Source organism: Glycomyces algeriensis (assembly GCF_027622855.1).
GTDB lineage: Bacteria > Actinomycetota > Actinomycetes > Mycobacteriales > Micromonosporaceae > Glycomyces > Glycomyces algeriensis.
In genome coordinates this window covers 133,586-147,918 of the sequence record NZ_JAPZVR010000006.1, presented here as the reverse complement: position 1 = coordinate 147,918, position 14,333 = coordinate 133,586, and the positions used below count along the sequence as shown (strand labels likewise).

General features: G+C 68.9%; 15 protein-coding genes. 8 read left to right on the top strand and 7 right to left on the bottom strand.

The features are described from left to right. Positions 1–92: 92 nt before the first annotated feature. Positions 93–2,078, top strand: coding sequence for a beta-galactosidase (locus O2L52_RS13300; protein WP_270116032.1), 1,986 nt, complete (start codon positions 93–95; stop codon positions 2,076–2,078). 11 nt (positions 2,079–2,089) lie between these two features. On the opposite strand, the gene O2L52_RS13295 is transcribed toward O2L52_RS13300, so the two are convergent. The 4 genes from O2L52_RS13295 to O2L52_RS13280 form a co-directional block, all read right to left on the bottom strand. Then, entirely contained in the window at positions 2,090–2,590 is a 501-nt protein-coding gene (locus O2L52_RS13295; RefSeq protein ID WP_270116031.1) for a hypothetical protein, read from the bottom strand. Beyond that, the gene (locus O2L52_RS13290; protein ID WP_270116029.1) at positions 2,587–2,778 is read right to left on the bottom strand and encodes a hypothetical protein; all 192 of its coding nucleotides are present in this window, start codon (positions 2,776–2,778) and stop codon (positions 2,587–2,589) included. Before O2L52_RS13290 ends, O2L52_RS13295 begins: the two co-directional genes overlap by 4 nt. 21 nt (positions 2,779–2,799) lie before the next feature. Then, a complete protein-coding gene (locus O2L52_RS13285) occupies positions 2,800–3,480 on the bottom strand; it encodes a Crp/Fnr family transcriptional regulator (RefSeq protein WP_270116027.1) in 681 nt (226 codons plus the stop codon). 103 nt (positions 3,481–3,583) lie between these two features. Continuing rightward, positions 3,584–4,267 carry a DUF3159 domain-containing protein gene (locus O2L52_RS13280; protein WP_344472999.1) on the bottom strand — a complete coding sequence of 228 codons (684 nt, stop codon included), beginning with the start codon at positions 4,265–4,267 and terminating at the stop codon, positions 3,584–3,586. Between the two features lie 111 nt (positions 4,268–4,378). On the opposite strand from O2L52_RS13280, the gene O2L52_RS13275 reads away from it, so the two are divergent. Then, a complete protein-coding gene (locus O2L52_RS13275) occupies positions 4,379–5,389 on the top strand; it encodes a TY-Chap domain-containing protein (protein WP_270116025.1) in 1,011 nt (336 codons plus the stop codon). A 42-nt stretch (positions 5,390–5,431) separates the two neighbouring features. On the opposite strand, the gene O2L52_RS13270 is transcribed toward O2L52_RS13275, so the two are convergent. Next, positions 5,432–6,694: an MFS transporter gene (locus O2L52_RS13270; RefSeq protein WP_270116023.1), complete on the bottom strand. Its 1,263-nt coding sequence runs from the start codon at positions 6,692–6,694 to the stop codon at positions 5,432–5,434. A gap of 83 nt (positions 6,695–6,777) precedes the next feature. On the opposite strand from O2L52_RS13270, the gene O2L52_RS13265 reads away from it, so the two are divergent. From O2L52_RS13265 to O2L52_RS13245, 5 genes are all read left to right on the top strand, one after another. Further along, positions 6,778–7,332 carry a TetR/AcrR family transcriptional regulator gene (locus O2L52_RS13265; RefSeq protein WP_270116021.1) on the top strand — a complete coding sequence of 185 codons (555 nt, stop codon included), beginning with the start codon at positions 6,778–6,780 and terminating at the stop codon, positions 7,330–7,332. A gap of 39 nt (positions 7,333–7,371) precedes the next feature. Further along, the gene (locus tag O2L52_RS13260) at positions 7,372–8,379 is read left to right on the top strand and encodes a threonine aldolase family protein (protein WP_344473140.1); all 1,008 of its coding nucleotides are present in this window, start codon (positions 7,372–7,374) and stop codon (positions 8,377–8,379) included. 123 nt (positions 8,380–8,502) lie between these two features. Beyond that, on the top strand, positions 8,503–8,688 hold the full coding sequence (locus tag O2L52_RS13255; RefSeq protein ID WP_270116018.1) for a (2Fe-2S)-binding protein: 186 nt from the start codon (positions 8,503–8,505) through the stop codon (positions 8,686–8,688). Between the two features lie 191 nt (positions 8,689–8,879). Continuing rightward, positions 8,880–9,362 carry a bacterioferritin gene (gene bfr, locus O2L52_RS13250; RefSeq protein WP_270116017.1) on the top strand — a complete coding sequence of 161 codons (483 nt, stop codon included), beginning with the start codon at positions 8,880–8,882 and terminating at the stop codon, positions 9,360–9,362. 290 nt (positions 9,363–9,652) lie between these two features. Beyond that, the gene (locus tag O2L52_RS13245) at positions 9,653–11,254 is read left to right on the top strand and encodes an endo-1,4-beta-xylanase (RefSeq protein ID WP_270116015.1); all 1,602 of its coding nucleotides are present in this window, start codon (positions 9,653–9,655) and stop codon (positions 11,252–11,254) included. A gap of 179 nt (positions 11,255–11,433) precedes the next feature. On the opposite strand, the gene O2L52_RS13240 is transcribed toward O2L52_RS13245, so the two are convergent. Beyond that, positions 11,434–11,913 (bottom strand): GNAT family N-acetyltransferase, encoded by a 480-nt coding sequence (locus O2L52_RS13240; RefSeq protein ID WP_270116014.1) that lies wholly within the window; start codon positions 11,911–11,913, stop codon positions 11,434–11,436. 30 nt (positions 11,914–11,943) lie between these two features. Then, a complete protein-coding gene (gene proC, locus O2L52_RS13235) occupies positions 11,944–12,750 on the bottom strand; it encodes a pyrroline-5-carboxylate reductase (protein WP_270116013.1) in 807 nt (268 codons plus the stop codon). Positions 12,751–12,897: 147 nt separating this feature from the next. Between proC and O2L52_RS13230 the strand changes: the two genes are divergently transcribed. Then, entirely contained in the window at positions 12,898–14,304 is a 1,407-nt protein-coding gene (locus O2L52_RS13230; RefSeq protein WP_270116011.1) for a cytochrome ubiquinol oxidase subunit I, read from the top strand. Positions 14,305–14,333 lie beyond the last annotated feature (29 nt).

The following is a 14,333-nucleotide window of genomic DNA, read 5'->3' as shown; positions in this document are numbered from 1 at the left end:
TGCGGAGCCACGAAGGGCAGAATCGCCCCTTGGAAAGCGCTGTCACATCGGCGGCGACCCTCCCGAACGCGGCGAACCCCGAAGGACCACTCGTGGCACCAAGGAACACCGACATCATCCCCACGGTCGAGGGCCTCGCCTTCGGCGGCGACTACAACCCCGAGCAGTGGCCCCGCGAGACCTGGGACGAGGACCTCCGACTCATGCGCGAGGCCGGGGTCAACCTGGTCAGCGTCAACATCTTCGCCTGGGCCGGCATCAATCCCGGCCCGGGGGAGTGGGACTTCACCCAGCTCGACGCCATCATGGACCTCCTCGCCGCGGGCGGCGTGCAGGCCGACCTCGCCACGTCCACCGCCTCACCCCCGCCCTGGTTCTCCCAGGCCCACCCCGAGACCCTCCCCGTCAACCCGGAGGGCGTCAGGCTCAACTCCGGCGCACGCGCCGAGTACTGCCCGCACGCGCCGGTCTACCGGGCGGCCGTGGTCGACATGGCCTCCCGCCTCGCCGAGCGGTACGCGGACCACCCCGCGCTCGCCATGTGGCACGTCGGCAACGAGTACTACCGCTCCTGCACCTGCGACTTCGCCGCAGAAGCCTTCCGCGCCTGGCTCACCGAGCGGCACGGCGACCTCGACGGCCTCAACCGCGCGTGGGGCACCACGTTCTGGTCCCAGACCTACAGCGACTGGTCCCAGGTCCTGCCCCCGCGCATCTGCGCCGAGACCCCCAACCCCGGACTGCTCCTCGACTTCCGCCGCTTCTCCTCCGACGCGCTCCTCGCGCTCTTCCGCTCCGAAGCCGAAGCGATCGAAGCCCACAGCCCCGGCAAGCCGATCACCACCAACTTCATGGTCACCGGCAACTTCACCGGCGCCGACTACCACCGCTGGCGCGAGCACACGACGGGCCCGAACCGGCTCGTCGCCTCCGACCACTACCTCCTCCCGGACGACCCGATCGGCTGGCCCGCGCAGGCCGCGTTCGGCGCCGACGCCACCCGCGGCCTCGCCGACGGCGACCCCTGGCTCCTCATGGAGCAGTCCACGAACTCCTCCGCCTGGCGCCGCGGCTACTTCGCCAAGCGCCCCGGCGACCTCCTGCGCCACTCCCTGTCCTATGTGGCCCGCGGCTCCGAAGGCGCCATGTTCTTCCAATGGCGCGCCTCCCGCTACGGCGCCGAGCGCTACCACTCCGCGATGCTGCCCCACGGCGGACCCGACTCTCGGGTCTTCCGCGAGGTCAAGCAACTCGGCGCCTGGCTCAAGCTCCTCGGCGAGGTCAAAGGCTCGACAGTGGACTCCCGCGCCGCGATCCTCCTCGACTTCAACTCCTGCTGGGCCGCCGACACGCCCGGTCAGCCCTCCTCCGACATGACCACCTACCCGGAACTGCGGCGCTGGCACGCCGCCCTCTGGCGGCGCGGCGTCACCACGGACCTGGTGAACCCCGAATGGGACCTGAGCCGCTACACGCACGTCTTCGCGCCGCACCTGTACCTCCTCGACGACGACGCGAACCTGCGCGCCTACGTGGAACGCGGAGGCACCCTCGTCGTCGGCCCCTACTCGGGCATCGTCGACAGCAACGACCACGTCCACCCCGGCCTGCCGGGCGCCCTCGGCGGCCTCATGGGCATCCGCGTCGAGGAGTTCGTCCCGGTCCCCAAGGGCGACAAGGTCGCCCTCGACAACGGCTGGGAAGGCGAGACCTGGTCCGAGGTGACCCACGCCCTCGACGCCGAGGTCGTCGCCGACTTCAAGGACTACCCCGGAACCGGCGCCGTCTTCCGCCGCCGGCTCGGCGACGGCGAGGTCTGGTACCTCGCCACCCGCATCACCGACCTCGACCCGCTCCTAGCGGCCGTCGGCGTCACGGGCGAGTTCCCGGAAGCCCCCGAGAACCTGGAACTGGTACGCCGCTCCCATGAGGACGGCCGCAGCTACCTCTTCGCCATCAACCACAGCGACGCCCCCGCCAACGTCCCCGCCGCCGGCCGCGACCTCCTCACCGGCAACCCATGGGCCCCGACCCGCCCCCTCGAACCCGGCGAATGCGCGGTGATCCGCGAAGACTGAACGTAAGGAGTTCACCGCCTGACCGGCTCGAACCCGGTGCCGTAGCCGAAACCAGCGAGCACCCGCAGGTCCGCATGGTCCTTCGGGCGGTTCAGGTACCGCTTGTACGCCACGACATCCGCGACCGTCAGGTAGCGGAAGCCGTCGAAGACGTCGGCGTGGTCGATGAGCTCGTGCGTGTCGCTGCCGGGCAGCACCCACTTGTCGCACACCTCGACGACCCCCGCGTAGAGCCGGGCGATCTTGTCTCCCGAGTAGTCGCTCACGCGCAGCGGCTCGTCCAGGAACACCGGTGCGTGGATGAACGCGAGTTCCTTGGCCCGCCGCCAGGTGTCGCTCCCGGGCCGGGCCAGGAGGTCGAGATCGGACAGATGCCTGGTCACGCCGCCGACCCACAGTCGCGCGCTGCCCGCGATCACGAAGTCGTCCGGATTGAAATCCTGCGGAACATGGTTGCGGAGCAGTTCTATCAACTTGAACCCGTTGAAGATCTCGCCCCGGACTCGGTTCACTGCGGTGGTTTCCCATCTGCCGATTGCTTCGGGTGGTTCGAGGGTTCCTGGACGGCCTGATCCTTCTGCTTCGTCTCCAGTTCGAGCTTCACCGCCTTGAGCTGGATCACGGCACTGGTCACGGCGGCCCCCGCCGCGACAGAGCCGACGATCGCGGTCATGAGCTCGATGACGTTGAAGTCCGACATGGCGATCATTCCATTCCGGGGCTAGATGAGGGAGCGGTCCCGGCGCATGGCCAGCGCCTCGATCGCTGCAGTGTCGCGGATGGTGAATCTGACGCGTCCGGTCGCGATGGTGCCGCGGGTCTTGAACTGCCGGATCACCGCGGAGACCGACTCCCGCGAGATGCGGGCGAGATCGGCCAGGTCGTCCTGGGTGAATCCGGCGATCACCAGTCCGTTCTCGCCTTCCTTGCCGATGCCCGAATCGATGATCCGGAGCATCGCCCGGGCGAGACGGCGTTCGCTCGTCATGAACGACTCCTCCTGGACCTCGCTCATCTCGCGCACCCGCTTCGCGAGCCGCTGCGTCACCGCGAGGTGGGTCTGCGGATTCACGAGGAGGAACTTGATGAACCTGTCGCCGGGGATGTGCAGCACGTCGATCGGCGTCAACGCGACCAGGTCCGCCGAGCGGGGCTCGCCGGTGAGCGGGGCCAGGTCGCCGAGGACCGAGCCGGGGCCGTGGATGCCGAAAATCGCCCGCGGGTCGCTCGTACAGGACTTCACATGGCCCGAACGGAGGTAGACCACGTAGTCCGAGTGCTCGTTGATCTTCATGAGCGTCGCGCCCTTCGGGTACGAGACCGTGTGCGCCTCCGGCTTGAGTGCGTCCTGGTCCTCATCGCTCAGTAGCGGATCCCACAGAGCTTGAGTGCTGCGTTCCATGTTGTTGAGTGTATGGCTGCACACAAGGAGATCGGGTCAGCGAAACGCGCACTGTCGGAAAACCGACCGGAATTCGTTTCGCTTGGGGCGGAAGGGGATCGCGTTACGGTGCGGTCTTCTCCGGGGCGGGGGACTCGGCCGGATCCAGGGGGTGGCGGATGCCCGGGTGGTCGTCGGGGAGGACCGCGCGGATGACCCAGCCGCTCGCGATGAGGCAGAGGACGAGGAGGGGCCAGGAGAGCGCGACCTGGGCGACGCCGCCGGCGACGACGGCGAGGCGCTCCTCGTCGCTGTTCCAGAACGGGGTCAGGATCGCCACGCGGAGCGCGTACATCGCCACCCACACCCAGGACGCCGCGCTGTAGGCGCGGAGGAGGTGCGGGTCGCGGCGCCAGCGGGTCTTCTGGCCCAGGAGGCCGCCGACGATGAGGCCGAGGAGCGGGCGGCGGAAGACGATGAAGCCCGCCCAGACGAGGGCGCTGGCGGCGTTGGAGACGATGCGGGGGAGGAGGATGTCCTGCGCGCGTCCGGTGTAGAGGACGATCAGGCATGCGACCGCGACGCTCAAGAGGCCGAGGACCACCGCCCGCGGCTTCTGGCGCTGCTTGAACCGGACGAATGCGATGACTCCTGCCGAAAGGAGCGAAGCCCCTGCGGCCCAAGCGATCGAGTTACCGGAGACCATCCAAGTGAGGATGAACACCACCACCGGAGCGGTGGCGTCGAAGGCTCCGCGCCTGCCGCCTAGTAGGCTGACAAGCGTGTCTTGCCGCACAGTATCGGACAACTGCCAACCCTCACCTCTCGACCCGCTACCGCAGGCAAGGCTACCCTAACCGCAGTGGCACGCCGGGCTTCGCCCGCAGCCCCACCTACGGACGGATTGGCACGGTAACGGATGCTCGGCACACACCGGATCAGTGAAGCGCAGCTTGTAGACCTGCTCCGCCGGGCCAGAAAGACCGACTTCGGGCGCTGGAACAAGGCGGACCTGCAGCGTGCCATGACCGACCTCGGCTGGCAGGTGCGCTCCGCCGAGGTCGACATCGGCATGTGGCGCGCGGAGACCGGCTACGACACCGGCAACGCCATCGCCGACTCCGTCCCGCCCCAGACCCCGGTCGCCGGACGCGCCGACTTCTACTCCATCGAGGTCATGGTCCTGCGCTCCGCCGAACGCGGCCGCCAGGGCGAGCAGCACCGCACCCTCATCTTCCGCGAAGTGCTGCGCACCATGATGAGCGAACTCGGCGCCCCCGAGATCCGCGGCGGCGACGGCGGCCCCTGGATCCGCTGGTACCGCGACGGCCTCATCTTCGAACTGCACCTGCGCCGCTTCCACGGCGGCGTCACCCTCCGCCTCCTCTCGCCCGAGCTCTTCGAGCAGCTGGAGGCGCACGCCGTCGGCAAGGGCGACGTCTCCGGCTGGGCCGCCTACGCCCGCACCGGCCAGCGCCCGCCCGAGCCCGCCTGCCAGGACATGGGCGAGTTCACCGAGCGGCTCTCGTCCCTGCTGGCCGACATGGCCGCCGACGTGCCCGTGGTCGACACCGCCGGCACCGTGCTCCTGCGCACCGGCGACTGGTCGGCGCGGTACGTCGCCGCGTTCGTCGACGGAGGCCTGCGCGTCGAGGCCAGCGCCGCCGTGAGCGGCTCCTGGCGCTCCGGCCTCTCGAACCTGCCGAGCATGGGCTTCCGCGCCCCCAGCGGCACCCAGCCGAACTGGTCGCGCAGCTTCAACTCCACCGACCGCACCGCCACCAACCAGGCCGCGCACATGATGGTGGACGCCCTGCGCGCCTTCGGCATCCAGGACCTGTTCGACATCGTCTACGACGGCTTCACCGCCGACGGCGAGCGGATGTACCTGCCGGTGCTCGGCATCGGCAACGGCGACAACCCGTACTAAGAGGCCGCTAGACCGCCGCGGCCTCCGGCTGCGGGGCTCAACTCAGTTACGGCTCGCAAGCGTCGCCAAGGGCAGCATGCTCGCCCGCCGGAACGCCGGGAGCTTCCAGCCCACGACCGCCACGCCGGCGACGCACGCGACGCCGCCCGCCAGGATCGCGCCGCCGAGTCCCAGCGGCCCCGCGAGCGCCCCGGCCTGCAGGTTGCCGAGCGCCGGCGACACCGTCGCCTGGGCCAGCCACAGGCTGGTGACGCGTCCGCGCAGCCGGTCCGGCGTGTGGTTCTGCAGCAACCCCGTGCGCAGCACCTCGGAGACGAGGTCGCTCGCCCCGGAGATCGCCAGGAACACGAGCCCCAGTGCGAGCCAGGGCGACAGCGCCAGACCCACCATGGCCGCGCCCCACATGCTCGCCGCGATGATGACGACGAAACCGGGCCTGGCGGCCTTGGTGACCTTCCCGCTGAACGCGGCGGCGAGGAACGCGCCGACGCCGGCGGCCGCCGAGAGCAGCCCGAACGCCACCGCCCCGCCGTGGAACTGCTCGGTCGCCAGCGCCGGGAACAGGCCCTTCGGATACGCGAACAGCATCGGCATGATGTCGATGAGCAGCACCCCGGCCACGATCTTGTTGCGCCGCACGAACGCGAACGCGTCCTTGAGCGAGTACGAGCTCGACGCCTCCTCGTCTTCGCCGCCGTGGTCCGGCGGCATCGGCCCGACGAAGGTCATCGCCACCGCGAAGACCACGAACCCGACCACGTTGAGGCCGTAGCACCACTCGGTGCCGCCAGCCGCGATCACCACGCCCGCGAGGGCCGGCCCGGCGATGCCGGCGAGCTGGCCCGTGAGGCCGTTCAGGGCCGAGGCGCTGGCGACGTTCTCCTGGCCGACGAGAGAGGGCACGGCCGCGAAGGAGGCGGGGATGCTGAGGCCGGCGAGGAACGTGTCGGCGATGACGGCCGCGAACAGAAACCACAGCAGCGGCTCGTCCTGGAGGGCGTTCACCAAGAGCGCCAGCGCGACGAGGAGTCCCGGGACGCGCACGGTGACGAGGATGCGGCGCCGGTCGAAGCGGTCGGCGAGGACGCCGCCGACGAGGAGTCCGGCGACGATGCCGATGCCGCCCGATGCGGCGGCCGCGCCGACGGCCAGGTTCGAGCCGCTGAGCTGGTAGATCTGCCAGATCAGGGCGGTCTCGGTGAGCATGGCGCCGACCAGGAGGCCGGTGCGGCCGATGTAGAGCCAGCGGAAGTCGCGGCTGATCCGCAGGGGGGTGGTGTCGACGAGGTGGTTCCGAAGGGACATGCGCTGATGATACCGACCGTTCCAATCGGTGCAACACGGTGTTTCATGGGATGATGGCGCGCGACGCACACGGAAGGACCACGATGGACGAGAAGCTGCTGGCCGCCGCCACCGACGTGCTCGGGTCGACCGGCTGGGACCGGCTCACCATGGGCGACGTGGCCGACCGCGCCGGCGTCTCCCGCGCGACCCTCTGGCGCCAGGTCGGCGGCAAGGAAGAGCTGCGGCGGGAGCTCATCCGGCGCCTCCTCCTCGACTACCGGGACTCACTCTGGCCCGTGCTCACCGCCACGGGGACCGGCCGCGTGCGGCTCCGGCAGGCGCTCGAGGCGATGTGCGGGGTCTTCGATCGCCATCTCGCGCTGCTGTCGGCGTTCGACACGGCCTTTCATGAGACCGGCCTGTTCGAAGAGCCTCTCGAGGACGTCGTCGCCCCGCTCGTGCGGCTCCTCCTCGACGGGGCCGCCGACGGCTCGCTCGCGCCGCAGGCCGACGCCGAGGAGGCGGGCGACCTGGTCTTCAACACCGTCTGCTGGCCGTACGTGCACCTGCGACGCCACCACGACTGGGAACCCGAACGCGCCCAAGGCCTCCTGCTCGACCTCGTGCTCGACGGGATGTCCACCGAACCCGCCTGACCGCGTCCCGAACACTGGCCGCAGTAGGGTCGGCCCATGATCGTCGATCTCCGCTCCGACACCGTGACCCGGCCGACCGCGGCCATGCTCGAGGCCATGACCAGCGCCGACGTCGGCGACGACGTGTACGGCGAGGACCCGTCCGTCAACGCCCTCGAGGCCGAGGCCGCCGCGCTCTTCGGCAAGGAGGCCGCGGTCTTCACCCCGACCGGCTCCATGGCCAACCAGATCGGCCTGCAGCTCCTGGTCCGGCCCGGCGACGAACTCCTCTGCGACGTCAAGGCCCATGTCGTCAACTTCGAGATGGGCGCCGCCGCCGCGCTCGGCGGCATCAGCTCGCGCACCTGGACCTCCGCGAACGGCCGCCTCGACACCGCGCTCGTCGAGCCGATGATCAACCGCCCGCACCCCTACTCGACCACCACGCGCGCGATCGCCGTCGAGAACACCCACAACATGGGCGGCGGCACCGTCCAGCCCATCGAGGAACTGCGCGCCCTCCGGGCCCTCGCGGACGCCCACGACCTGGGCCTGCACTTGGACGGCGCCCGCATCTGGAACGCCCACGCCGCCAGCGGTGTCCCGCTCAGCGAGTACGGCGCCCTCTTCGACACCGTCTCGGTCTGCCTCTCCAAGGGCCTCGGCGCCCCCGTCGGCTCGCTCCTCATCGCCGACGCCGAACGCATCGAACGCGCCCGCGTCATCCGCAAGCGCCTGGGCGGCGGCATGCGCCAGGCCGGGTTCCTCGCCGCGGCCGGCCGGTACGCGCTCGCCAACAACATCGAGCGCCTCGCGGACGACCACGTCCGGGCGCGGCACCTCGCGCGCTCGCTCGAGCCCTTCGGGGTCTGCGAGGCCGCGCAGGTCGAGACCAACATCGTGCTGCTGCGCGTCCGCGACATCGCCCAGGTCGCGCGCGCCGCGGCCGAGCAGGGCGTGCTGGTCTCCGTGCTCGGGCCCGACTGGGGCCGGATGGTCACCCACCTCGACGTGGACGACGCCGGCATCGAGCACGCCGTGAAGGTCCTCGGCACCCTCGTCCGCTGACCGCGGCGGGTCGCCCGTTCGGGTGCGGGTGATCCACCGGTCGGGGGTTGCCGATCGTCGGAAGCGCAGGGTAGGTTAGGCATGCCTTCATTAGTCAAGCCTTACCTGCCCGGAGGTCGGTGCATGTACGCCTGCATCTGCCATGCAGTCCACGAGAACGAAGTCCGTGACTGCATCACCGCGGGCGCGCACACCGAAGAGGCCATCGGCGAGGCCTGCGACGCCGGCACGAGCTGCGGCACCTGCCATGAACGCCTGGTCGACATGATCGAGAGCTATTTCACGTCCTCGGTGCCCGCCGCGGCCTGAGCGCGGCTCCAGAAAAGCCCGGCCTGAATCGCCGGATTCTACGGAAATGACGGACGCTTTAGGTTGTCCTCCGTTAGGATAGGTTGTCCTATTTTAGGCATTCCTGGCTGGAAATGGGCCCCCACCTGGTCCTAGTCTGAGACCGTCGGACACGGAGCCGGCACTTGGCGGACCGCGAAGGACGGATTGCAATGCAGGGCGACAAGCAGGTCATCGAATTCCTCAACGAGCAGCTGACGGCGGAGCTGACCGCGATCAACCAGTACTTCCTGCACGCGAAGATGCAGGAGAACTGGGGCTACACCAAGCTCGCGAAGTACACCAAGTCCGAGTCGATCGACGAGATGCGCCACGCCGAGGTCCTGACCGACCGGATTCTCTTCCTCGACGGCATGCCGAACTACCAGCGGCTCTTCCCGCTGCGCATCGGCCAGTCGGTCAAGGAGATCTTCGAGTGCGACCGCCTCATCGAGGTGGAGGCGATCGACCGCCTCAAGCGCGGCATCGAGCACATGGAGTCGGTCAAGGACTACGTCTCGCGGGACCTCTTCAAGGGCATCCTCGAGGACGAGGAGCACCACATCGACTACCTGGACACGCAGCTCGAGATCATCGAGAAGATCGGCGAGTCGCTGTACATCCAGACGCTCATCGAGCAGCCTGAAGGCGCTTAGGGAGCACTACAGTGATGAGGGGACCGGCCTTGCGGCCGGTCCCCTTTCTTCATTGCGGCAGAGCCCCTCACATCTCCGCCACAGTGGTGGGTCGGCGCCTTGACAGCCCCGACGAGAGGATCGTAACATATCAATACTTTGAATGAAAGTTTCCGAGAGTTTCGGAATTCAAAGCAGCCTCCGGCCGCTGCGGACCGGTAAGCACGGCTTCGCCGCGCTCACAAGTCCGCTGCTCTGTTCGACCCCGTGATGGAGCGGCCGGACCCCTCACTCCAGAAGGAGCGCCCTCAATGACGACCACCTCCTCCACGCCTGCCGCGAGCCGCCGTACGGTGCTCTCGGCCGCTGCCGCCGCCGGCGGCGCGGCACTCCTCCCGGCCGGGTTCATCACCCTCGCCGCGAGTCCCGCGCACGCCGACGACCTGCTGCTCTCCACCGACTTCTCGTCCGGCACCACCGAAGGCTGGGCCGGCCGCGGCGCCGCGACCGTCGCCGTCGACCCCGAGCAGCGGCTCCTCATCACCGGCCGCACCGCCACCTGGAACGGCGCCGCCATCGACATCACCACGCACATCGAAGTCGGCGTCCGATACCAGCTCAAGGTCTACCTGCGCCTGCCCGAAGGCGAGGCCGCCGCGGACCTGCGCACCACGGTGCAGCGGGACGTCGGCGGCGTCTCGAACTACGAGGGCGTCAAGTGGAACACCGCGGTCACCGACGCCGCCTGGACCGAGTTCTCCGGCACGTACTCGATCAGCCAGGCCGCCGACCGACTGCAGTTCTACGTCGAATCCGCCTCGAGCCTCGCTCCGGTCCTCCTCGACGCCTTCACGCTCACCCGCATCGCAGAACCGGAGATCCAAGACTTGCTGCCGCTCAAGGACTTCCTCGCCGACGACTTCGTCTTCGGCTGCGCCGTCGAGCCCCCCGAGGTGGTCGGCAAGCCCGCCGAACTCCTCGCGAAGCACTTCGCGCAGGTCACCACGGGCAACCAGATGAAGCCTGAATCGATCCAGCCCACCGAGGGCGTCTTCGACTTCAGCAAGGCCGACCAGATCGTGGACTTCGCCGAGGCCAACGGCATGAAGATCTGGGGCCACACGCTGCTGTGGCACAACCAGACCCCGGCCTGGTGGTTCCTCGACGAGAACGGCGAGCCGCTCGTGAAGAGCCGCGCGCACCAGGCACTGCTGCTGCAGCGCTTGGAGACCCACGTCAAGGCGATCGCGGCGCACTACGGCTCCCGCATCTGGGCGTGGGACGTCGTGAACGAGGTGGTCGACCCCGAGCAGCCCGACGGGCTGCGCCACTCGCGCTGGTACGAGGTCTTCGGCGGCCCCAAGTACATCGAGAAGGCGTTCAAGATCGCCCGGAAGGCCTTCCCGCGCAAGGTGAAGCTCTTCATCAACGACTACAACACCGAGTTCCCGGACAAGCGGGAGGCGATGTTCAACCTGGTGCAGCACCTCAAATGCGAGGGGGTGCCGGTCGACGGCATCGGGCACCAGGCGCACGTGGACTACCGGCGCGACCCGGCCCTGCTGGGCGAGTCGATCGACCTGTTCCGGGAGCTGCGGGTGCTCCAGACGATCACCGAGCTCGACGTCTCGGTCTCGAACGAGATGACCGAGAGCCTCCCCGCGACGCCGCCCGAGCGGCTGATCGCGCAGGGCTGGTACTACAAGGAGCTCTTCGACGTGCTGCGCGAGCGCGCCGACGACCTCGAGTCGGTGACGATGTGGGGCCTGTACGACGCGGTCTCGTGGCTGCGGTCCTGGCCGGTGTCGCGCCCGCACGAGGCGCCGCTGTTCTTCGACGACCGCCTCCAGGCGAAGGCCGCGTACTGGGGCGTGGTCGACCCGACCAAGCTCGAGCCGATGCCCGAGGCATAACGGCGACGAGGCGTCCGGGAGCGGAATGTTAGATCCGGGATTCCGCTCCCGGACTTGTCACTCGAAAGAGTGAGTGACACGCCGGAGAAATTGTCGTACTCAGCGCATACAGTTGTGCCCTGCAAATTTACGGCTCGCAAGCTTCGCCGAGACCGGGTCCCTAAGGGGGGATATATCCGTTATTCCGGACCTGATGGGTTTCGCATTGCGGGGCGGCGCATCTCGATGTGCATGATGCCGTCCTCGTCGTACTCGTCACCCTCTTCGGTGAACCCGAACTTGCGGTAGAAGCCCGTCGCGTACGTCTGGGCGCCGAGAGTCACCTCCGCATCCGGGCCGAGGAAGTCCATTGCTTCGCCGAAGAGCTTGGCGCTCAAGCCGGTGCCGCGCGCCGGTAGCGCGGTGCAGACCCGGCCGATCTTCCAGGCTCCCTCACTGTTCGGAGCACGGTTGCGCAGGACCCGCAGACACGCGACCGCCTCGGTCGGGTCCTCGCCCTCGACCCAGAAGTGGACGGTCTCGGCGTCGAGGTCGTACTCGTCGAGGTCCGGGTAGGCGCACTCCTGCTCGACGATGAACACTTCCTGCCGCAGCCGCGCCAGCGCGAACACCGTCGTGCCGTCCAGTTCCGCGAACTTCCCCCGCTTGATTCGGCTCACCTGCCTGTCCTTCCCGAAATGCTTCGCCGACTACGCATATTCCTCCGCGATCTCCCTCGCCCGGTCTCTGGCGGCCTCGATCGCGTCGGTCACCGCCGACCGCGCCCGGTGGTTCTCCAGCTGCCGCACCGCGCTGATCGTCGTCCCCGCCGGGGACTCGACCGCCTCGCGCAGGTCCACCGGCGACTGGCCGCTCTCGCGCAGCATCCGCGCCGCGCCGAGCGACGTCTGCGTCACCAGCTCCTTCGCGATCGCCCGCGGCAGTCCCATGAGGACGCCCGCCTCGGTCATCGCCTCGGCCAGGTAGTAGAAGTACGCGGGCCCCGAACCGGAGATCGCCGTGACCGCGTCCTGGTGCTTCTCGTCGACCACGAGGGTGCGGCCGAGCGGCTTGAACAGCTCTTCGACCGCGGCCAGGTGCGCGGCACTCGCATGCGTCCCAGGGGAGAGCACGGTCATCGCCTCGTCGACGAGCGCGGGCGTGTTCGGCATCGCCCGGATCACCGGGGTCTCGTCGGGCAGCCGCTTCTCGAAGAACGCCACCGGCAGGCCCGCGCAGATGCTCACGACGGGCGCGCCGCCGTCGAACACCCCGGCGAGCTCCTCCAGGAGCGCCCCGGCGTCCTGCGGTTTCACCGCGACCACCACGACGTCGGCGTGGCGCACGGCCTCGATGTTCGGTTCCACCCGGATCCCGTACGACTCGCGCAGCTCGGCGGCCCGCTCGGCGCTGCGCGCCGTCGCGACCACCGACTCGCCCGACCAGCCGGCCCGCAGCAGGCCCGACACGATCGCCTGCCCCATCTTGCCCGCACCCAGCACTGCGACGTTGCGCATCAGCACTCCTCCCGTTCGACTGCCCCGGCAATTGTCCCTCGCGGGTCCGGGCCCCGAAAACCCGTGCACTCGCGCGTTTCAACCCCTGGGACCAGTCGAGCTGCCACGATAATCACACTCAGGCACTCAATGCACGATTGGGGCGATATGGACGTACTGGACCTGGCCCGGATGCAGTTCGGGGTCACCACCGTCTACCACTTCCTCTTCGTGCCCGTCACCATCGGCCTCTCGCTGCTCGTCGCCATCCTCCAGACGCTCTGGCGCGCCACCGGCAAGAGCACCTACCTGCGCGCGACCAAGTTCTGGGGCAAGCTCTTCCTCATCAACATCGCGATGGGCGTGGTCACCGGCATCGTCCAGGAGTTCCAGTTCGGCATGAACTGGTCGGCCTACTCGCGGTTCGTCGGCGACGTCTTCGGCGCGCCGCTCGCGTTCGAGGCCCTCGTGGCGTTCTTCCTCGAGTCGACGTTCATCGGCGTGTGGATCTTCGGCTGGGACCGCCTCAAGCCCGGCCTCCACCTCGCCTGCATCTGGCTCGTCGCCTTCGGCACCCTCGCCAGCGCCTACTTCATCCTCGCCGCGAACGCGTTCATGCAGAACCCGGTCGGCTACCAGCTCAACGAGACCGCCGGCCGCGCCGAGCTCACCGACTTCGGCGCCGTCCTCACCAACCCGGTGGCGCTCGCCGCGTTCCCGCACACGATCTTCGCCTCCTGGCTCACCGCCGGCACCATCGTCGTCGCCGTCTCCGGCTACCACTTCATGCACCGCCGCGACCTGGACGTGCACCGGCCCGCGATGCGCCTGGGCATCCTCACCACGCTCGTGGGCGGGCTCGGCCTGGTGCTCTCGGGCGACTCGCTCGGGAAGGTCATGACCGCGACGCAGCCGATGAAGATGGCCGCCGCCGAAGCGCTCTACCAGACCACGTACAACGCGCCGTTCTCCGTGCTCACCATCGGCTCGCTCGACGGCAGCCACGGCACGCCGATCATCGAGATCCCCGGCCTCCTCTCGTTCCTCGCCACCGGCTCGTTCAACGGCGAGGTGCAGGGCATCAACGACCTGAACGCCCAGTACCAGGCCCTGTACGGGCCGGGGGAGTACGCGCCGTACATCCCGCTCACGTACTGGTCCTTCCGGGCGATGATCGGCTTCGGGATGCTCGCGGTCGCCATGGCGATCATCGTCTGGTGGTGCACGCGCCGCGGGCGCATGCCGCAGCACCGCCTGTTCTGGCCGGTGGCGATGTGGATGGCCGTGACGCCGTTCCTCGCGAACTCCGCGGGTTGGATCTTCACCGAGATGGGCCGCCAGCCATGGGTGGTGTTCAGCCTCTACGAGACGAGCGAGGCGGTCTCGCCGCGCGTCGGCGTGCCCACGGTCGCGGTCTCGTTCATCGGCTTCACCCTCGTCTACCTGGTGCTGGCGGTGGTCGCGTTGAAGCTGTTCCTGAAGTACGCCAAGGCGGGACCGCCGGACGAGGAGGGCGCGCTGGCGACCTCCAGCCCCTCCGACGACCCCGACCAGCCGATGGCCTTCGCCTACTGACCGTCCACTGAGGGCATTGTTTTGGGGAA

Bases quoted from the DNA above. Each gene is read 5' to 3' on its own strand.
- O2L52_RS13230 (WP_270116011.1), top strand. From the start codon at position 12,898: ATGGACGTACTGGACCTGGCCCGGATGCAGTTCGGGGTCACCACCGTC.
- O2L52_RS13290 (WP_270116029.1), bottom strand. From the start codon at position 2,778: ATGTCGGACTTCAACGTCATCGAGCTCATGACCGCGATCGTCGGCTCT.
- O2L52_RS13270 (WP_270116023.1), bottom strand. From the start codon at position 6,694: ATGTCCCTTCGGAACCACCTCGTCGACACCACCCCCCTGCGGATCAGC.
- bfr (WP_270116017.1), top strand. From the start codon at position 8,880: ATGCAGGGCGACAAGCAGGTCATCGAATTCCTCAACGAGCAGCTGACG.
- O2L52_RS13255 (WP_270116018.1), top strand. From the start codon at position 8,503: ATGTACGCCTGCATCTGCCATGCAGTCCACGAGAACGAAGTCCGTGAC.
- O2L52_RS13275 (WP_270116025.1), top strand. From the start codon at position 4,379: ATGCTCGGCACACACCGGATCAGTGAAGCGCAGCTTGTAGACCTGCTC.
- O2L52_RS13285 (WP_270116027.1), bottom strand. From the start codon at position 3,480: ATGGAACGCAGCACTCAAGCTCTGTGGGATCCGCTACTGAGCGATGAG.
- O2L52_RS13265 (WP_270116021.1), top strand. From the start codon at position 6,778: ATGGACGAGAAGCTGCTGGCCGCCGCCACCGACGTGCTCGGGTCGACC.
- O2L52_RS13245 (WP_270116015.1), top strand. From the start codon at position 9,653: ATGACGACCACCTCCTCCACGCCTGCCGCGAGCCGCCGTACGGTGCTC.
- proC (WP_270116013.1), bottom strand. From the start codon at position 12,750: ATGCGCAACGTCGCAGTGCTGGGTGCGGGCAAGATGGGGCAGGCGATC.